Below are 17909 nucleotides of genomic sequence, written 5' to 3' on the forward strand. Positions count from 1 at the left end.
TTTTGAACAGGTAAAACTTCCTGCCTCTATGATTCGACGAATGTTTCAGACTACCGCCTTTTTTGGGGCTTTACTTTTCGCTTTATTCCTTTCAGGATGTCAGGGTTTGCTTACTTCGGAAGAAGATAAGCTGGCAAGACGCAAAGTAGTTGCCGACTCGCTGATGCAGGTTAACATCGGGCAATTGTTGAAAAAAAATTATCCTGCCGATAGCATAGCCAAATTGTATAAACCCAAAAATGCAGCTTTTTTGGGGCAGGAGCTGGAGGTACTATATGCCAAGACCCAACATAAACCTGTTTGGCTGAATCCGGAAAACGGGCATCCTTTGCCTGCTGCTGCACAATATATTCAGGCTTTGAAGAATGCCGGCCAACACGCACTTAATCCCGAAAAATACCAATATTCCCTTCTTTCGAATGCATTCGACCATTTAAGGCTTTCTGAAACAGCTCCTTATGATACTTTATTAGATGAAAAAGCCCATTTAGATGCTTTACTCAGTGTATCTGCCCTGGCTTATACGTCCGATTTATCATTGGGTTATGTAACGCCAAAAGGCAACTGGGATATTCCCGAAAAAAAGCCACCCTTAGCTCAACAACTCTTACAAACCGTTCAAAACAACAGCATAGATCAACTTATTGAACAGTCGGCCCCGGCATACAAGGAATACAAAAGCTTACAACAACTATTGGCTGAATTTAGTAAAGAAGCAGAAAAAACGCCGGCTTCAAAAGTTCCCGGCTTTAACCTGACTTATGAAGAAATGGCAAAGAAAATAGCACTCAATATGGAACGCTATCGTTGGTTGCCTCATCCGGATTCAATGAGCGCCCGCCGTGTTTGGGTCAATATTCCCGAATATAAAATGCGGGTTTTTGACAATCACAAAGAAACAGACCAAATTGTGGTGGTGGTTGGTGAGTTGAAACATGCCACTCCGGTTTTGGTAGATAAACCCATGAGCAATGTGGTGTTTAGTCCGACCTGGACAATTCCGAGCAGTATAGGATGGGAAGAAATGGAATATATTATACAAAACCCGGCGGTTCTGATTGTTGCAGATGTGGATGTTTTTATTGACGGCAAACTGACTGACCCGAGAGAGGTGGACTGGTCAACGATTTCTAAAAAACGGGTGAAGATGCGACAGCGACCTAAACTGACCAACAGCATGGGGCTGGTCAAATTTCCGTTTTCTAACAACTATGGAATCTATATCCATGACACCCCTAACAAAGTGGATTTTGGTGGAGTTAACCGCGCTCAAAGTCATGGCTGCGTCAGGGTACAGGAACCTAAAAAGTTGGCTTTAAAGATGCTTGAAGGCAGCAACTGGAACGAAGGGGGTATAACCAAAGCCATGTACAGCGGAAAAGAGCAATATGCAAAACTGCCTCAACCCGTCAGTGTAACCATTTTTTATATCACCACTTTGACAGACGAAAACGGAAAACTTCGTCTTGCTCCTGATGTTTACGGACACGACCGCCGACAAATGAATCTGCTTTAACAACCAGGTTTTGGAACAATTTCAATTTCAGGGTAACCTGCCGCTTTTTATTACCCCGTGTTGCAAAGAAAAAACCACAGATTTGGGGTTGATTCCGGCAATCTTGCGCTATACTGACCCAAGGATCAGCGAAATCTATTCGCTTAGTCTTTCAAAACCTGCAAGTTTCGGCATTTTATCCGGTAAATACGGGTTGATTTTTGCAGAAGAACCAATTCCCTGGTACGATGAAGTGTTGACCTTAGAAACATGGCGACCACTAACAGCAACCATCAAAAAACAACTGAAACAGTTTCAGGCATCCGAAGTGTTGTATTTTGCCAAAAACCACCACCTCCACCAAAGTTGGGAACCCTATTATCTTGCCATCCAAATATCTTGTCAGGCATTAAACCTGCCCTATGTTTTTATTGAAATCCCGGGATAGAGTGGAGTTATGAGTTTTATTTTTTCCAAAAAATCTCGCACCAAACCGGAAGGTGGTCTGAAATTTTTCTGGCCGATTCAAGGTTCTCAAAATCCGGCACAAAATCAACCACTCCGCTTTTTATCAAACCCAACGTTGTTGATTTATAGAAAATATTGTCATATTCTGAATACAAATATCTCCCTTTCGCATCCGGTTTCCTTTTTAAACTTGTTTTTTGGTTTTTCAAAACAGGATGAATTCCTTTGCATTTCAGCCCGTCAAAAACTTCGTTTTTTTCACTCAGGTTAAAATCGCCCAACAATAACAAGTTGTCATTGGGATATAAATCGGGCAAAACTTCTAACAATAAAATTTCGGCAGCCGGTCGTTTCGTTACAGGTATAGCATGAAAATTGGCAATCAGCAGGCTTTTCTCATTTATTTTGAACCTTGCAAGGTAGGGTTCGCGGGCAATTTTTTCGTCCATCTTAAGGTCATTCAACAGCCAACCTCTGCCCAACAAACGAATGGATTTGGTTTTGAACAAAAAGGCATACCTTTCTGAACCCTCACCGGAAGTAGGGTTGCTAATCAGGTAATCCCATTTTTCACCAAGTCTGTTGAGTTCTTCGCTTAGTCTTGCAACTGCTTGCGGCCCGCTAAAAGAAGTAGAAATTTCCTGTAAAGCCACAAGGTCATAGCTTTTAACCACGTTGGCGACAAACTTCAGATGTGCTTCGTTTTTGCTGCTTCCGAAATTGTACAAATTCCAGGAAATGATTTTCAGGCTTTTCAGTTCCTGAGAGTTGAACGCTGCCGAACCGGAAACTGACGGGGAGGCATTTGGCAGTTCGTAAGAAGGCGACAAACCCAAAATCTGCAACTCAATAGCCGGCAGGAGCAAAGCCAATGTAAAAAGCCAAACCCGAAAATAAAACGCCCAACGAGCAAATAACCCTGCTTTTTTGTTGCCGGAATTAGTCAAGACAAATTTGTTCATATTGAAAATCTGAAGAAATCCGGATTGGAAAAACAACAACACAATCAGGTAGAAACAATTTTAAGCCTTCCGACTTGTTTAAACCTTTCAAAAACCCATTCGGTGTGAGGGGCACGTTCAATTTCTTCGGTCAGATCTTGTCCTGCAAAATGTTCGTAATGCATCCCATACCTCCACAAACTGCTACCGGTAAGGTCGTAAATAATGCCCTTGTAAGCCACCCAAATTTCATCTCTGTCATGTCCGTTTCTGAGGGCAAGTTGAAATTTTGAAAATTCGGGCAGATGTTCCATATATATTAATCTAATTTTTTAAGGTTTAGTCCGTATGTTTTGGGAAGGGCATCAGTTGGACGATTCTCCTTTAAACTGATGATTTTTGTTTTTAAACAAAAGGTTAAACGTGGTGAAAGAACCATAAATCCGGGTAATATATTGTTGTAAGCTAACCTTTTCCTCATCGCTGAGTTTAGAATTACCGTTAATCTGCTGTTCCATTACCCGAAGCCTGTCGCGAGCCATCACAATTTTATGAAAAAACACCTCAATCGGCACTTCTTTCGACTGCAAAGAGTTATCAGCAGGCTGTATAATGACTTTACCCCCTTTCCATCTGTCGCCCAATTCGACAACTTCCTGTAAACCTCCCCATTTTTCCAGCATATTGCCGATCAACCGTTCCATATCGCGCAAAGAAACCATGTCTTTGGGCGGTTCGACGGCTTCTATGATGTCAAACTCAGTTGAATTGGGCAGTTCAATATTGCCGTGTTGAATAAATGTAACCTGATAAGTTGTCGGAGAAACTCGAGTAATCACTCCAATACCAAACTGTGTGTGTTTTACCCGAGAACCGATACCAAGCGAAACCGGAGTCATAAATGAAATTATTTTACAAGTTATGGAATGGGGTCAAATATAATATAAAAAAGCAACTACTCGGGTTGAGTATAAACAGTTAATTCAGGATTAGGCAAAAAAGCGAATGCCTGAAAAGCTTTCAAGATACAGTTACCCTGCTTGATGGTGGTATCAAAAATGGAGCGCAACATCGCATAAGCAACTTTTGCGGACTTGATCTGACCGGAGATTTTCTGTTTAACTTTCAGGTTTCTGATGCCACTTTCAGAAGCGTTATTGTGAAAAGGAAAGTGGCGGTTATAGAGGAAGGCGGTTCAATGTTCTCTGATTTTTGTTCATTGCTTTACAATAAGCAGCGGTTTTAGGACTTTTTTGCTCATCAATATTGGGTAAATTGCAAATCAGCAAAATGCCTTTGATTTGAAGGCAGATTTTTTAAAATCGGGGATTACTGTTTTTGAGTAGTTGTGCAACAGTTACAGATGATAGCGGTAGGTTTTCATCTTGTCGTCAAGCGAGCTTTACTGTTTGGTTATGCAACTCCACATTGAAACTTATCTTTGCGTTAAGTGCTTTAAATACTTTTATGATTGTTTCAAATCTTGCGTCGGTCAGACTGTTTTCAAGTTTTGAAATTTGGGCTTTTTGAACACCTACAAGTCGTCCAAGTTCTTCTTGTGTCAAGTTACGTTCTAAACGTGCTTGTCTTATTGCTTCACCAAGCAAGTCAAGTCTTAACTCGTTTTCAAAAGATTCTCTCTTTAGTGTCCCGCGTTTTCCGATGTGTTTTTCTGTAATCTCATCTAAACTGTAAGTTTTTAATCCTTGCTTTTTCATTTTTTCTTGTCTTTAAGTTTAAAATACTTTTTTCTTAAACGTTCTGCTTTGTCCAAATCACTTTGAGGCGTTTTATCTATTTTCTTTATCAGTCCGTGTGTTGATATTACAACAGTGTCGGTCTTTTCTGATTTGTCCCAAAAAGCAAATAGTCTATAATGGGTTTTATTAAACAGTGTTCTAAACTCCCAAATTTCATCGGACAGTTTTCTGAAAAGCTCTTTGTCATTTGAAAACCTTGCTTTTGCAGAGCTTCCCGAATTTTCAGTATTGGGTAAATTGCAAATCAGCAAAATGCCTTTGATTTGAAGGCAGATTTTTTAAAGGTTGGGTATTTAGTGGTTTTTGGGTAGTTGTGCAACAGTTACCGATAATAGCGGTAGGTTTATTTCTTCTTATTACTTTTCAAGTTTACTCAAATCTATTTGTCCTACAATTTTTAGTCAATCGTTTTGTTTGACAAGTTCCGTTTGTTTAAAATCGCTTTCAACTGTCAATCCGTTTGTTTTGTGTTCTTTTAATTCTCTTAACTGTATGTCTATTGCTGTGTCGTTGGATTTGATAAAATATTTCATTTCAGAAAGCCCAAAAACGTTTACGTTGTCGTGTCCTGAAACATAGCTGTTGTTTTCTATGTAGTTTTCGTCATTAAATAACGTCTTTTCAATGTCTTTTGCGTTTAAAATTTTTGCGTTGCCAAAGTTGTTTTTATACGAAAGTCCAATTTTGTTGATGAAATTGTTGTTTTGAATAGTCGTATATGGGTGCAAAACAATCAAATAGTCCTTTGCTCTGCTGATAGCAACATTGTAAATGTATTCTTTTGACAAAAGTGCTTTTTCGTGTCCTGAATAAAAATAGTTGTTCGGGTTACAAACAAAAAACACAATATCACATTCATCGCCTTGAAAACCGTGAACCGTGTCGGAAAGCACTTTTACATTTTCAGAAATACCGTAAGATGTTATCAATTTATTGAGCAAAATTGCTTGTGCTTTGTATGGTGCAATTAATCCGATTGTCCATTGTTCGTATTCATTGATTGCGTCAAAATATCTGACAATTTCAGAAACTAAAATTGCACAATAAGTATGATATGAACTGTAAAATAACTTGTTTAATTTGTAAATAGAATTGTCTTGATTTAGCGGAATATCAACAAATGTTACGTTTTCCGAAATCAAGCTTTTAAATTTTTCTGGTAATTGTTTGCTTTCTTTTCTGTTCGTTTTTCTGTCGTGTTTTAATAGGCTTGAATAGGAAAGTTCGCTAAAAAGTTGTCCGATTTGTGGAATACTGCGGAATTGCGTATCCAAATTTTGAATTGTATCATTTTTTCTAATTGTCTGTTCTTCGGGATCAAAACTTTCAAGGTTCATCATTTTGTAAATGTTTTCGTCTTGAAAATCAAAATTTTCCAATTCTTTTTCGTCAATTTCAATAACAGGTGGAATTTGTTTCGGGTCGCCAGCAATGATGAAATTTGTGTTTGGATTTGTTTTGAATAAAGCCATTATTGCAAATGTGATGTAATGCAATCCTGTCATTGAGGCTTCATCAAAAATTACATAATCAAAGCTTCTGTGTTTAAAAAGTTTGTATTCAAAATTTTCTCCGTCTTTTTCGCCATTGATTTCAAAGTAGGGTAAACGATGAATTGTTGAAGTAACGACGTTTATGTTGAGTAGTGATTTGTTGTCTAATGTGTCAACATAAATACCACTTTCTTCTAATTCAGGGTCGGTTGGGCGACTTAAACGAACAGTGTAAATATCAGGATTAATGTCTTGCAATTTCTTACAAACTACGTCTGCTGCTTTGTTGGTTGGTGTAAGCACCAAAAATTTTGCATTTGAGTTTTCAGCTAAAATGTCGTTTATATTATTGCAAAGTGTTGTTGTTTTACCTGTTCCCGGTGGTCCATAGATGAAATTCAAAGAAGGCATTGCTTCTTGAATGTCTTGCCACTCATCAATGTATTTGTTATTTGTGAACGATTTGTATAATCTTTCAAGCAGGTCAATAATTGGTGTAAAGATGATTTCAACTTTAAAAATGTTTGAAAGACGGGAAAGCGTATTGCTCGACAATGGTTCACGGCAATAAATCAACAAATCTTGTCCTTTTTTAGAAACGCCTTCAACGGTTAAATTTTCTCTTTTGCCGTTTCCAAAAACAAGCGAAACTTTTAAATCATCTGCATTTTCAATTTCAGGCGATATGTAGCTACTCGCACCACAAAGCAAAAAGTATTTATTGTCTGCTTTGTAGGGCTTAATTTCTTGAAATGAAATTGATTTTTGTTTCTGTGTGTCTTGCTTTTCTCCGTAAGTAGTAAGCAACTGCAAATACGCTTTAAACCAATCGTATGAATATTTTACGCTGTTGTTGATTTTATTTGCTAAACCAACTCTGCTTTTTTTGATTTCAAGTTGCTTTTTTAAATCTTCAATTCCTTTTGCAAGTTCTTCAACTTCGTCAAAGTCAGGTAATGTATTTGTTTTTTCTATTTCAGTTTTTGGTTTTAATACAGATTCTGAAAGATTTTCTAAACTTTCAATCGCACCTTCTAAATCGTCTGTATCAACCTCTGTATTTGTTCTCGATGTTTTACGTTCTGCCTTGCGTTTTTCCTTTTCTCTTTTTTCTTCTAATGCTTTTCTTGCTTCTTCCGCTTCTTCTTCGCTTTCAAATTTTTGGGCAATTCTTTCGGTTTCGGTTAAAATAACAGTTGGCTTAAACCCAAGTAAACGTTCTAATTCTACATTTTTTTCGTAGCCGTCAGCTAATTCATTTACGGTAATTTCGCTTGGTGCTACAAATTCACCTCTATTAGACAAAAGCCATTTTCTTTTTTTTAGTAGAGCTAGTGTTGTAGATTCAAAAGATTGATATTGTTGAGAGTAATAAAAATACTTATGAACTCCATCTAGGCTAGTCAACTTAAGCTTACCCAAAATATTCCATAACAAGTATGATTTATAATTATCAATGCTTTTTAGTATTTCTTTGCAACCGTCAATAACTTTATCAAACGTTCCTTGTCCATTATAACCCGAAGTTCCATAATTTAGATTCTCACCTCTTTTTGATTTGATATTGCTTTTTTCGTTCGAATCAGTAATTTCTGAAGTGAAAATTCTTGGTAACTCCATCACACCCAATTTCAAAAGGAACTCTTTCAAAATTAGTTTCTCTTTTTCTTCTGTTACAAATGTGTAGTAATCGTCTATATGTACAAATTTTGAGTCAGGCTTTGTTTCAAAATATTTTAGTAAGTCTTCAGAAGGAAAATATAAATCTTGCGGTTTTCCTCTGAATATTTTTTCGCTTTCATTTGTCTTATTTCGAACAAAATATTTGTCTTTTATCAAGCTAATAAAATCTTCAGGTCTTCCTTCATCTTTCCAATATTTGAAAAATTTCCTAAAATGAGGTAATGTGTCAATTCCTTCCATTGTGTCATATAATGGCAATATATGATTGTAGATTTCATCTTTCAAACTCGGTTTCTTGATTCCAAAGATTTCAATAAATTCTTTCGTCTTTTCGTTTTTTAGTAATTCGGGGTCAATAGTTTTGTAATGTGAATTTACTTCCTCAAATGGCAAAAATAAAATACTGTGTAATTCTCCGTTTTTTCTCTCAAATGCAGCAACCGCATTTCCTTGTGTATCCTTAAAAATTGGTTTTGTTTTGAATTTGTCTTGGTAAGATTTTCTTTCAGACAAATATTCGTAAAACGTATGTAGCCATTCAATTGATTGGTTTTTAATAAAATTAATTGTTATCAAATCAGCAATTTTATTTTCAAAGTCCATACTTGATTTTATCAAATTAGGTTCTTTTCTGCTAGGCCTTTCAGAACCACCGTCTATGTAATCCGTGATTTCTTTGTCTTTTGTTCTTCCTATTGTTGAGAAAACCCACTTAGCATTTTGATTTATGACCAATTCTGCAAGCTGTTCGTTAGAAAACAAGTTTGCCAAATCGGGTGAATCTGCCCAATAAGCGTTTTTCTTATAGGCAAAAGTATTGTCTTTTGCAGGTAGTATTTCTTCTGTTTTGAATGTTTGCTTTGCTTTATCATAAAACCCATTAAAAAATCCATCGTGTCCGTATTTTATATTTTTGTATGGAATAATCTCAAGAATTTCATCATCAATCAATTTTAATTCTTTTAGAATTAGTAAGCTGTCGGCAGCAAGTTGCGAAAGCAACTCGCACATCTCAGAATTGTGATTTTCAGATTGTTTAATACTTTCTCGGCTGTCAGTTAATAGGAACGGGGCGTGAATAATAAAATTCAGGTTTGTAGTTTCTTTTGTTGGAAAGAAACAAAACGCAGGAAGTTGTTTTGGGGTTAGCCTCTCTTTTTCGTCAAGAAAAAAGCCAATAGAATATGAATGATTTTCTTTTGTGGAACGAGTAAATAGATATAATTTCTCTTTGGTTTGTTCTGATTTTATTTGCCGATAGAGTTCGATTTTTTCGTAAGTGATGTCGTCAGTTTGTTTTTGTTTGTTAGCTTTTTTGGTGTATTCGCCTGTTTCATTATCAGCGTTCCATTTTACTTCTTGTAAGTTGGATAAAAACAAAGTAGGAAAAACTAATTTTTTCAACTTCTCTAAAATGTCTGAATGTGCTTTTTCTTCGGACATTTCGGCTTTGTTGAACGGAAAGTAAAAAACGGTTTCCTCCTTTTGTCGGTCAGATAAATCGCTTTCCAATTTTACAGGAATAATAAATCGGTCTATTTTAAATTGAAAATTTGGGTCGTATATATATGGTGTTTCGGTGTATTGAAAAACTGCTTTAAAACCTACTCCAAATTTTCCGATTGATGATTCTGTCTTGTTGCTGTTGGCAATGGCTGTAATTGAGTTTATATGTCCAAGTGTATTGTTTTTTTTGTCTTCATCTTCAGTTTCAGGATTGGAAACACTAAAAAGTATTTTTCCGTTGTGTATGAAATATAAACCGTCAGATGTTAATTTAAACAAAGATTTAGTCGCTTTTGCGTCATTTGCATTTTGCAGAAGTTCGTAAATAAAATGAGCCTGGTCGCTGTATTTTTCAACAACACTGTTTTTTATTCCACGCATAGAGGGTTTTTCAAGTGTTTTTGCACTGTCCTCTCTGTCTTTTGCGAGTTTGTCAAACCAAATTTGGTGTTGTTCCGCCATTTCTTTTCGTCTGTAATTTTTGTTTTTACTCTCTGTATAGTTGGTGTCACTGAAAACTGACCGGTAACGCCGGTCTGTGAAAAAATCGGTAACAAAAATACAATAATATTTTAAATAGTGACTAAAAGTACACAGTTTTAGACTATCCTATACTTACCAGGATATCCCTCCTATCGGAGGTAACTTGTCTGTCCTGATAGCGGTATGAGTGCTGATAAACTGATGTGCAATTTATAGATACGTAAGTTGAGCATCCCGATTTTTCAGTATTGGATAGATTGCAAATCAGCAAAATGCCTTTGATTTGAAGGCAGATTTCTTAAAAATCGGGTATTTAGTGGTTTTTGAGTGATTGTGCAACAGTTACCCTTGTTGGCGGTATTGTTTTTATACTGATATTACTTTGCCCTCATTTTATTCCCTTTTGCTTCGTGTGTTACTTCTGCAAGTCCAAGAGCTTCCATTAGTGGTGGAATATACATTCCGAAGCGACCACGAAGTCCTTTTTTCAGTCCATACCAACCGCCAACCGGATTATTTTCTGAACGACCCCATGCTTCAACAGTTCCGTCTTTTGCAGGTTTTTGTTCGTCAGCACTTCCAAGTTCCATCCAGTCGCCATGTTTTTTAAGCATTGCATGAAGGTCATCTAAACATCGGATGTCGTACAGCAGAACGGTTTTCCCAACCGTGCAGACTAACACTTTTTTACCATCTTTTTCGTCAACATGCATTGTAAACTCACTTGATAAAGGCGGTGTTTTTAGTGCCATTGGTTTTTCTTTTGTACCGATTTCGTAAGCCATAATATTCTGATTTAGTTGGTTATTTCTTTTCAGCTTAATTTTTCCTGACTTTGACAGTTAAATGAGATAACCCGTTAATAATCAATGATAATAAGAAATAAGAAACCGCAATTGTAGTGGCAACTTTTTTTCTTAGGCTATTGTTTTTAAGACAATATGCTTACATTTGCGGTATGTTTGTAAAAGCCACTAAATCTAAAAACCATACGTATATTCAGTTAGTGGAATCTTTTCGTGAAGGAAAGACTACCAAGCACAAGGTAATTGCCAACTTTGGTCGCCTTGACCAGTTGCGTGATTCAGGATTCCTACTATCAGTTGGGCAGAAATTGCTGTCATTGAATAACACGCCTTGCATTGGGGCAGAGAATTTGCAGGAAACTGCACGCTTCTGTTATGGTCATTTGGTCTATAAAAAAGTATGGGAGCAACTTGGCATCGGAGAAATTATCAAAAAATGTGCTAAGGGAACAAGGATAAAGTTCGATATAGAAGAGGTGATTTTCTATTGTGTGATTCATCGTCTGTTGAAAAGCAAATCAAAACATCAAGCATTTAAAGATCAGAAATTGTTTTATGGGCAGGAAACATAATTGGGTTGCAAGAAATTTACCGAAGTTTAGATTTTTTGTGTGATAAAAAGCAGGCAATTGAGACACAACTGTTTTACCATAAAAAGGCGTTTATGCTAAGCCCATCAAGTTGCTTTTTATGATGTAACGAATTATCACTTTGAGACAAACAGAGCAGATGCTTTACGCGAATTTGGGTTTAGCAAAGCTGGAAAGTTTAATGAAGTACAAGTGGTGATGGGCTTATTTATAGATAGCACAGGCAGACCGATAGGCTACGATCTTTTTCCTGGTAATACTTTTGATGGTCAGACGATGGTAGATGCGCTGAAAATGTTAGAAAAGCAGTTTAATATAAGAAAAGTCATTGTAGTAGCCGACAAAGGTCTCAACTCGAAAGAAAATTTTAATTTAATACGTCAAGCGGGCTATGACTACATTGTTAGTGCCCGCTTAAAATCGATGCCCCAAAAGTTGGTACAAAAGATTTTGGCAACCAATGATATGGAGACAAAGACTGTGTGCGAGGATACGGGTGAAGTAACATTTAGCTGGAAAGTGTTGGATTACGAAACAACCTACAGCGATGCCAATACAAAGAAACAAAAATTGCAAGATAAACTCCTAATTACTTGGAGTGCCAAAGGGCAGCCAAAGACGCAAGAGACAGGGAAAGACAAATACAAAAAGCAAAAGTCAAATTAGACAACGGAGCGGACTTGCAAAACAAAAAGGGGGCTAACCGATTCCTGAAAATGGCGGAGAGTACCAATACAAAAGCTGCTGAAATAGACCAAGAACGAATAGATGAAGATGCAAAATGGGATGGTTACTACGGCATACAGTATAGTAAAACGGATATGACGAACGAAGAAGTCTTGGCAAACTACCATCAATTATGGAAAATAGAAGAAAGTTTCCAGGTATTGAAGACCACCCTATCCACTCGACCAATTTTTCATTGGACACCCAAAAGGATAAAAGGACATTTCATGACCTGTTTTTTAGCATTCATGCTCGAACGGACGGTGGAACTAACCCTAAAGTTTGCAAACATCAACTTAAGTCCATGCAGTATTAAAGAAGAACTCAATCAAATGCAATTGTCTGAACTAACAATTGATGATAAAAAGTACTTGCTGAAAGGTGCTGACACAGCATTAACCAACAAAATCCTTTCGGCATTTCGTATCCCTCCGTTCAAAGACTTAGCTCCAGCGAACTAAATAACCCGTTTTGTAGTGGCAACTATGCCATTTTGAGGAAACTTAACTCGCTGATTATCAATGGTTTGTGAAATTTAACTGTCAAAGTCAGGAGGCGGTGTTTTTAGTGCCATTGGTTTTTCTTTTGTACCGATTTCGTAAGCCATAATATTCTGATTTAGTTGGTTATTTCTTTTCAGCTTAATTTTTTAGTCGTTTGCAATTATACAAATGATTTATCCAAAGAAGGCATCTTTTTAGCAAACAAAGGAAATAAATGTCCACCAATTTTATTTGTATTAGTGCAGTTGGTTTAGACGTTGAAAGTTGGTATCAATTTGTACTCCCTTTCACCTGTTACATTTCAACACCCGGAACGTTTCTTCACTCTGACTCCGCTTCCTTAACAAATAGTTTGAACCCCCTTTTTGAGTTAAGTAATGATTAGAGAGATATCTATTCTCCATGTAAAATTTTACAATCAAAGTTAAATATTGTTGAATTCCGTTTCAGATATTTTTCTGAACTGATCAGCAACTCTAAAACCGCTTTTGGGTCGGCTTGTATGTCAACTCTTACAAAAGTTTTTCTCCTTTGCGTTTTTTTGAATGTCGTTGATATGCCGATTAAATTTGGCGTTTTTGATTTTGGTATAAGTGCCGGATTTTCGTTGCAGTGTTGTAATAGCGTTACTTTCTATTTCGTTTTATAGGTATCCAAATTTCTTCTTCGGATGTTGGGTCGTTGTTTTTGTATTTCTCACCTAATACCTCAAAATGAGGTCTGTCATCCAATTCGAAGCCGGAACCCGGTAACCAGGTTCCCAAAATGTATTGAAAAATCGAATGGTCTGTGCTTAACCCTTTGTAGTCAAAAACAGCGTAGAGTCCACTTGGCAAAACAAAAGTTTCCATACCGAAAGGCACATGGTCAAAGTCGGAAACTTCAACTGTTGCCCACCTTTCAAATTCGTTAGCCGGTTTGAAGTTTGTAAAATGTGCCGGCTTGTAAACTGCCATTGAAATCAGGTCGTTAGACAAGTTGTTTTTTATGTCTTTTCGCCTTGGCATAAACTTCTTCCAAAGTTCACCCGCTTTGTGGTTTACAAAACTCATTGTTAGCCGGTTTCCGACTAATTTCTTTTCATTTGTTGTTTCAATTCTTGGTATCATTTTTCTTTGCCAATCTCGTATTTGTCTGAATTCCCCGAAGCGAGCGGGATAGAAAATATTGCTTTGTTACACATACCTCTTGCGTTTTTCAGCTAAAAGTTGTGCGGAATCCGAAGCCTGAATGTTTTTTTTCAGGGGATAAAGTTACTTAAGAGCATACACTTTCACAAATCAAATAGTACCCCCCGCCAAAGTGTGTTCTTAAGTAATGCCCTGTTTCTTGTTTAAATGCTTTTTAGGATGCTCAAAAGTTTAAGTTTGTTCAACGCAGGTTCAGACCGGGTAAAAGTCTTCATTTTCTGCAAAAATTCCAGCACTTGTTTCGAATTGTATTGATAAAGCAATATAAGGTACTTTTCTACTACCTATAGGACGAATATGAATATACAATCCGTTTTTGTAAGTCTTGCTGGGCTATAAGAGTTACGGGTTTAATCGAATGTTACCAAATTACCTAAAGGCTTTACTGTTACGGGTTTGCTGAAACCGGGAAAAGAAACACTTCAATTAAAAGGCTGCCTGTTTTTGACAGACAGCCTCTTTTGTTGAGCAGAAAACTTGGCGAAAAATTGCCGGATAAACGCTTAGTGGATATAAATCAACTGCGCAGGGTCGCTCCAGTTGCTTGCTCCGGCGGCGTTTACAGCCCTTACCTGAACCCAGATATTGCTGCCTAAAGTAAGATTTTCTAACACCATACTTCTCTTTTTAACCGGCAATGTCATGATCCATCTTGCTGTGGGGTTGAAGGGGTCTTCGGTATAGCGAATCTCATAAACAGAAACAAACTCAGCACTATTCCAACGGCAAATAGCAGTTCCTGAAATAACGCCATAATCTAAATCTAAAATAACGGGAATTCCGGGAGTTGGATTTTCGCTTTTTGAACCTCTGTAATAGTCAAATCCGGTCGTTGATAATTTTCCTTCGTCACCTGCCGAGGTGTGTTCAACATTTAAGGCAAGCAGTTTCAAGCCGGTTATTAACGCTGTGCGGGCTTCTCTTTTTGCGATAGTCGCAGTTTTATCCCGATTAGCGGCGGCGTTTATTGCCGTTTCAAAATCATCTTTCAATGTGGTAATAGCAGCCAGGGTTGGCGAGGTAGTCGGAAAATCTGCATTTCCGGTCAGTTTCGATATCACCAAAATAGAAAACACCAACAGGTTATTGTCGCTTTTCTTCTCAAATCTGAGTTTAATTTTAAATGCGGTCATGGAATTTTGTTTTTAGTGGGTGAATGAAATCAATTTTTGTGGTTTTAAGTATAATAACGTCATTAAAACAAAAACGGTTGCTAAATAGTTTCAAAAAAAGACAGCAAATTTAATAAAAAGCTAAAAAATATAGTAAATCGCATTAAAAAACCTATAAGGTTTTCGAAAACCTTATAGGTTTGAAGGTTACATCTGTTTACCAAATACTGATCTTGGGTCAAAACACACATTTAAGAACAATCACCGGGCATTCTCCCTTAAAAAAGGCAATTTTCCAAACTGAATTAGTCAGTTTTCAACCGGAAATGGTTCATTATCAACCGGAAATGGTTCATTATCAACTGGAAATGGTTCATTATCAACTGGAAATGGTTCATTATCAACTGGAAATGGTTCATTATCAACCGGAAATGGTTCATTATCAACTGGAAATGGTTCATTATCAACTGGAAATGGTTCATTATCAACTGGAAATGGTTCATTATCAACTGGAAATGGTTCATTATCAACCGGAAATGGTTCATTATCAACTGGAAATGGTTCATTATCAACTGGAAATGGTTCATTATCAACTGGAAATGGTTCATTATCAACTGGAAATGGTTCATTATCAACTGGAAATGGTTCATTATCAACTGGAAACGGTTCATTATCAACTGGAAACGGTTCATTATCAACCGGAAACGGTTCATTATCAACCGGAAACGGAGCATTATCAACCGGAAATGGAGCATTATCAACTGAAAACGGCTCATTATCAACCGAAAACGGAGCATTATCAACTGAAAAATATGCACTGAAATGATTGGAAAGATAAAAAGCTTGTTTTGACACCGGAAGCAAGTATTCAAAATTTACAGCCGTTTAGAAGAGGATGGGATTTATAGTTTATGAAGGCAACAACCTAAATGCGGAAAATTTCCAGTCACCCTAAAACTAATATCAGGAGGCCAAAAACGGAAGGAATTTAGAAACAACCGGGAATTTGGTAAACCCTTCTCAAGCCTGAAATTTGGTTGAAGACTTTTTAGCAAGTCCGACCTACGATAAAGATAAATTGTATGTACTTAAATCTTCGCAAAGGTTATACATCATAAAAAGAATACAATATTACCGACACCTCAAGCATATAGGCAATTTTAGTTCTTCTAAGGTGTCGGCAGTGTTTATCAAAACCCCTCTCTCCCCGCAAAATACCGATTATATGTGCGACTACATACCCAATGAAACCTATCAAAAGCTGTTTGCGTTATTTAGTAAAAAGGAAGTAACTTTGTAGAACAACTGATTGGTAGATATTAACTGATTTTGAAGAAAACACATTCGTGCCATGAACAAACAAGAGCGAATAGAACAAATTACATATTTAGCAATAAAGCTGCCTGCCGAACAACAAACGGCACTTATTAATAGGCTGAAAAGACAGATATTGCTAAACAAAGCAAAACTGCTAAATCAATCGGTAAAGCCCAACAAGGTAACGATGCAAGACATAGTGAAAGAAACAAGAAATGTGAGAAAAAGCAAAAATAGTGTTAACAATGAAGATACAGAAAGTAGTATTTGACACTAATATATGGGTTAGTTACATAATTAAAGCAAGACTTACAGATTTAACCCGCCTCATACTTGATAATGATTTAACCATTTACCGCTCCGAAAAACTTACCCAGGAACTAACTGAAGTAATAAGCAGAAAAAAATTTTCAGGGTATCTTTCACTTCCAATAATAAACTATATCTCGTTTTACAAAAGTTTAACAAAAAACATTAAGCCTAAAATTGTTTACGGCAATTCTCCTGACCCAAACGACAATTTTTTGTTTGAATTAGCAATTGCTGCGAAAGCAACACATATAGTAACCGGCGATAAAATTTTATCAGCACTTGGTACTGTTTAAAACATAAAGATTATTTCATTAACACAGTTTAAAATACTTTTAACCCATAGTTAATGTTCCCATAAACACATACTTCCTACCGGGAAGCCCTGCGTTACTTGCAAAACGCCAAAGGCATCCTGCAAAAGGCGGGTAAAGACTAAGCCGAAATAATTTATGTAAAAACCGCATCCGTTACAGCATATAGTTTGCCATTTTGCTTGCATTAGATGAGATTCTGAAGCGAAATGAAGGCAATTAGTATAAAACTGAAATATATTGAAGATTACCAACTCCGCTATGCAAAACAAAACAAACCCCTAAAATCATTGTTAAACAGTGCTTATACAACACTGCACATAAACGGCTCATTTTCAGCACTATAAAATAGGATGCCAAATTACGGACACCTCAAGCATTTAAACAATTTTAATTCTTCTAAGGTGTCGGCAGTGTTTATCAAAACTCCTCTCTCCCCGCACAATACCGATTATTTGTGCGACTATATACCCAATGAAACCTATCAAAAGCTGTTTGCTTTATTTGGTAAAAAGGAAGTAACTTTGTAAAAACAATATGCAATGAAAACAATACTCATTACTCCCAAAAACCAAACCGAGTTTAAAATGCTTACTGTACTATTTAAAAAGATGAATATAGCTAATACTATATTAACCGATGAACAGAAAGAAGATATTGGCATGGTATGGTTAATGAAAAAAGCAGACAGGACAAAAACAGTTAAGAAAGAAACAGTAATGAAAAAGCTGAAAGAAAAATGAAAACGGTTTATCTTAAACAATTTACCAAAGATATAGACAGGTTAACAATCCAAGATATTAAAAATGGGGTTGTTACCATTATAGATGAAATAGAACAAGCATAAAAACCGTCAAATATTAAAAATCTAAAAAAACTAAAGGGTTTTAAGAATGCCTACAGGATTAAAATTGATGATTACAGAATAGGTATATTTATAGAAAAAGATACAGCTACCTTTGCCCGGATTGTTCATCGCAAAGATATATACAGATTATTTCCTTAAAATCTGATTCCAAATACATAGCTGCCATGAAGCCCACCCCTTACCGGGAAGCCCTGCGTTACTTGCAAAACGCCAAAGGCATCCTGCAAAAGGCGGGTATAGAAGGCGGTTTGTATAAAGACAAATAGTATGTAAAAACAGGATCGGGCATTGCGTAAAGCCGGATACTGCTTTCCTTAGATGCTAATTTATCCAAATTTTTTTAAA

Annotated in this window: 19 protein-coding genes and 1 pseudogene; 10 read left to right on the forward strand and 10 right to left on the reverse strand. The window is 36.6% G+C overall.

Annotation, left to right across the window (positions count from 1 at the left end):
- Nucleotides 1-28 precede the first annotated feature (28 nt).
- Nucleotides 29-1516 (forward strand): L,D-transpeptidase family protein, encoded by a 1488-nt coding sequence (locus IPM47_06250; protein ID QQS30532.1) that lies wholly within the window; start codon nt 29-31, stop codon nt 1514-1516.
- Between the two features lie 10 nt (nt 1517-1526).
- Nucleotides 1527-1943, forward strand: a complete 417-nt coding sequence (locus IPM47_06255; protein QQS30533.1) for a hypothetical protein — start codon at nt 1527-1529, stop codon at nt 1941-1943.
- Nucleotides 1944-1959: 16 nt separating this feature from the next.
- Here IPM47_06255 and IPM47_06260 read toward each other — a convergent pair whose 3' ends face one another.
- The 7 genes from IPM47_06260 to IPM47_06290 form a co-directional block, all read right to left on the reverse strand.
- A complete protein-coding gene (locus IPM47_06260; GenBank protein QQS30534.1) occupies nt 1960-2925 on the reverse strand; it encodes an endonuclease/exonuclease/phosphatase family protein in 966 nt (321 codons plus the stop codon).
- Nucleotides 2926-2969: 44 nt separating this feature from the next.
- The gene (locus IPM47_06265; protein ID QQS30535.1) at nt 2970-3218 is read right to left on the reverse strand and encodes a cytochrome b5; all 249 of its coding nucleotides are present in this window, start codon (nt 3216-3218) and stop codon (nt 2970-2972) included.
- A 51-nt stretch (nt 3219-3269) separates the two neighbouring features.
- Entirely contained in the window at nt 3270-3803 is a 534-nt protein-coding gene (locus IPM47_06270) for a hypothetical protein (GenBank protein QQS30536.1), read from the reverse strand.
- Between the two features lie 492 nt (nt 3804-4295).
- Nucleotides 4296-4622: a helix-turn-helix transcriptional regulator gene (locus IPM47_06275; protein QQS30537.1), complete on the reverse strand. Its 327-nt coding sequence runs from the start codon at nt 4620-4622 to the stop codon at nt 4296-4298.
- A complete protein-coding gene (locus IPM47_06280) occupies nt 4619-4939 on the reverse strand; it encodes a type II toxin-antitoxin system RelE/ParE family toxin (GenBank protein ID QQS31405.1) in 321 nt (106 codons plus the stop codon). Before IPM47_06280 ends, IPM47_06275 begins: the two co-directional genes overlap by 4 nt.
- A gap of 126 nt (nt 4940-5065) precedes the next feature.
- Nucleotides 5066-9808, reverse strand: a complete 4743-nt coding sequence (locus IPM47_06285) for an AAA family ATPase (protein QQS30538.1) — start codon at nt 9806-9808, stop codon at nt 5066-5068.
- 398 nt (nt 9809-10206) lie between these two features.
- Nucleotides 10207-10614 (reverse strand): hypothetical protein, encoded by a 408-nt coding sequence (locus IPM47_06290; protein QQS30539.1) that lies wholly within the window; start codon nt 10612-10614, stop codon nt 10207-10209.
- Between the two features lie 116 nt (nt 10615-10730).
- Between IPM47_06290 and IPM47_06295 the strand changes: the two genes are divergently transcribed.
- The 3 genes and pseudogenes from IPM47_06295 to IPM47_06305 all read left to right on the forward strand — a co-directional run bounded on the left by IPM47_06295 (nt 10731) and on the right by IPM47_06305 (nt 12412).
- Nucleotides 10731-11207 (forward strand): hypothetical protein, encoded by a 477-nt coding sequence (locus tag IPM47_06295; GenBank protein ID QQS30540.1) that lies wholly within the window; start codon nt 10731-10733, stop codon nt 11205-11207.
- 105 nt (nt 11208-11312) lie between these two features.
- Nucleotides 11313-11891: pseudogene (locus IPM47_06300) on the forward strand (IS1634 family transposase).
- Entirely contained in the window at nt 11819-12412 is a 594-nt protein-coding gene (locus IPM47_06305; protein ID QQS30541.1) for an IS1634 family transposase, read from the forward strand. The pseudogene IPM47_06300 and the gene IPM47_06305 overlap by 73 nt, the downstream one beginning before the upstream one ends.
- Before the next feature lie 668 nt (nt 12413-13080).
- Here IPM47_06305 and IPM47_06310 read toward each other — a convergent pair.
- From IPM47_06310 to IPM47_06320, 3 genes are all read right to left on the reverse strand, one after another.
- Complete coding sequence (locus IPM47_06310) at nt 13081-13563, reverse strand: GyrI-like domain-containing protein (protein ID QQS30542.1); 483 nt, start codon at nt 13561-13563, stop codon at nt 13081-13083.
- 584 nt (nt 13564-14147) lie between these two features.
- Nucleotides 14148-14777 carry a hypothetical protein gene (locus IPM47_06315; protein ID QQS30543.1) on the reverse strand — a complete coding sequence of 210 codons (630 nt, stop codon included), beginning with the start codon at nt 14775-14777 and terminating at the stop codon, nt 14148-14150.
- Between the two features lie 288 nt (nt 14778-15065).
- Entirely contained in the window at nt 15066-15611 is a 546-nt protein-coding gene (locus IPM47_06320; protein QQS30544.1) for a hypothetical protein, read from the reverse strand.
- 178 nt (nt 15612-15789) lie between these two features.
- Here IPM47_06320 and IPM47_06325 point away from each other — a divergent pair, with 178 nt between their 5' ends.
- From IPM47_06325 to IPM47_06345, 5 genes are all read left to right on the forward strand, one after another.
- The gene (locus tag IPM47_06325) at nt 15790-16056 is read left to right on the forward strand and encodes a hypothetical protein (GenBank protein ID QQS30545.1); all 267 of its coding nucleotides are present in this window, start codon (nt 15790-15792) and stop codon (nt 16054-16056) included.
- A gap of 51 nt (nt 16057-16107) precedes the next feature.
- Nucleotides 16108-16344, forward strand: a complete 237-nt coding sequence (locus IPM47_06330) for a hypothetical protein (protein QQS30546.1) — start codon at nt 16108-16110, stop codon at nt 16342-16344.
- The gene (locus IPM47_06335) at nt 16319-16678 is read left to right on the forward strand and encodes a putative toxin-antitoxin system toxin component, PIN family (GenBank protein ID QQS30547.1); all 360 of its coding nucleotides are present in this window, start codon (nt 16319-16321) and stop codon (nt 16676-16678) included. Before IPM47_06330 ends, IPM47_06335 begins: the two co-directional genes overlap by 26 nt.
- 371 nt (nt 16679-17049) lie before the next feature.
- On the forward strand, nt 17050-17226 hold the full coding sequence (locus IPM47_06340) for a hypothetical protein (GenBank protein QQS30548.1): 177 nt from the start codon (nt 17050-17052) through the stop codon (nt 17224-17226).
- A 12-nt stretch (nt 17227-17238) separates the two neighbouring features.
- Entirely contained in the window at nt 17239-17439 is a 201-nt protein-coding gene (locus IPM47_06345) for a hypothetical protein (protein QQS30549.1), read from the forward strand.
- Nucleotides 17440-17909: the final 470 nt, after the last annotated feature.

This window comes from Sphingobacteriales bacterium (genome assembly GCA_016700115.1).
Taxonomy (GTDB): Bacteria; Bacteroidota; Bacteroidia; order Chitinophagales; family UBA2359; genus UBA2359.

Bases quoted from the DNA above. Each gene is read 5' to 3' on its own strand.
- IPM47_06260 (QQS30534.1), bottom strand. From the start codon at position 2,925: ATGAACAAATTTGTCTTGACTAATTCCGGCAACAAAAAAGCAGGGTTA.
- IPM47_06345 (QQS30549.1), top strand. From the start codon at position 17,239: ATGAAAACAATACTCATTACTCCCAAAAACCAAACCGAGTTTAAAATG.
- IPM47_06315 (QQS30543.1), bottom strand. From the start codon at position 14,777: ATGACCGCATTTAAAATTAAACTCAGATTTGAGAAGAAAAGCGACAAT.
- IPM47_06310 (QQS30542.1), bottom strand. From the start codon at position 13,563: ATGATACCAAGAATTGAAACAACAAATGAAAAGAAATTAGTCGGAAAC.
- IPM47_06290 (QQS30539.1), bottom strand. From the start codon at position 10,614: ATGGCTTACGAAATCGGTACAAAAGAAAAACCAATGGCACTAAAAACA.
- IPM47_06270 (QQS30536.1), bottom strand. From the start codon at position 3,803: ATGACTCCGGTTTCGCTTGGTATCGGTTCTCGGGTAAAACACACACAG.
- IPM47_06335 (QQS30547.1), top strand. From the start codon at position 16,319: ATGAAGATACAGAAAGTAGTATTTGACACTAATATATGGGTTAGTTAC.
- IPM47_06250 (QQS30532.1), top strand. From the start codon at position 29: ATGATTCGACGAATGTTTCAGACTACCGCCTTTTTTGGGGCTTTACTT.
- IPM47_06285 (QQS30538.1), bottom strand. From the start codon at position 9,808: ATGGCGGAACAACACCAAATTTGGTTTGACAAACTCGCAAAAGACAGA.
- IPM47_06330 (QQS30546.1), top strand. From the start codon at position 16,108: ATGAACAAACAAGAGCGAATAGAACAAATTACATATTTAGCAATAAAG.
- IPM47_06265 (QQS30535.1), bottom strand. From the start codon at position 3,218: ATGGAACATCTGCCCGAATTTTCAAAATTTCAACTTGCCCTCAGAAAC.
- IPM47_06275 (QQS30537.1), bottom strand. From the start codon at position 4,622: ATGAAAAAGCAAGGATTAAAAACTTACAGTTTAGATGAGATTACAGAA.
- IPM47_06340 (QQS30548.1), top strand. From the start codon at position 17,050: ATGCCAAATTACGGACACCTCAAGCATTTAAACAATTTTAATTCTTCT.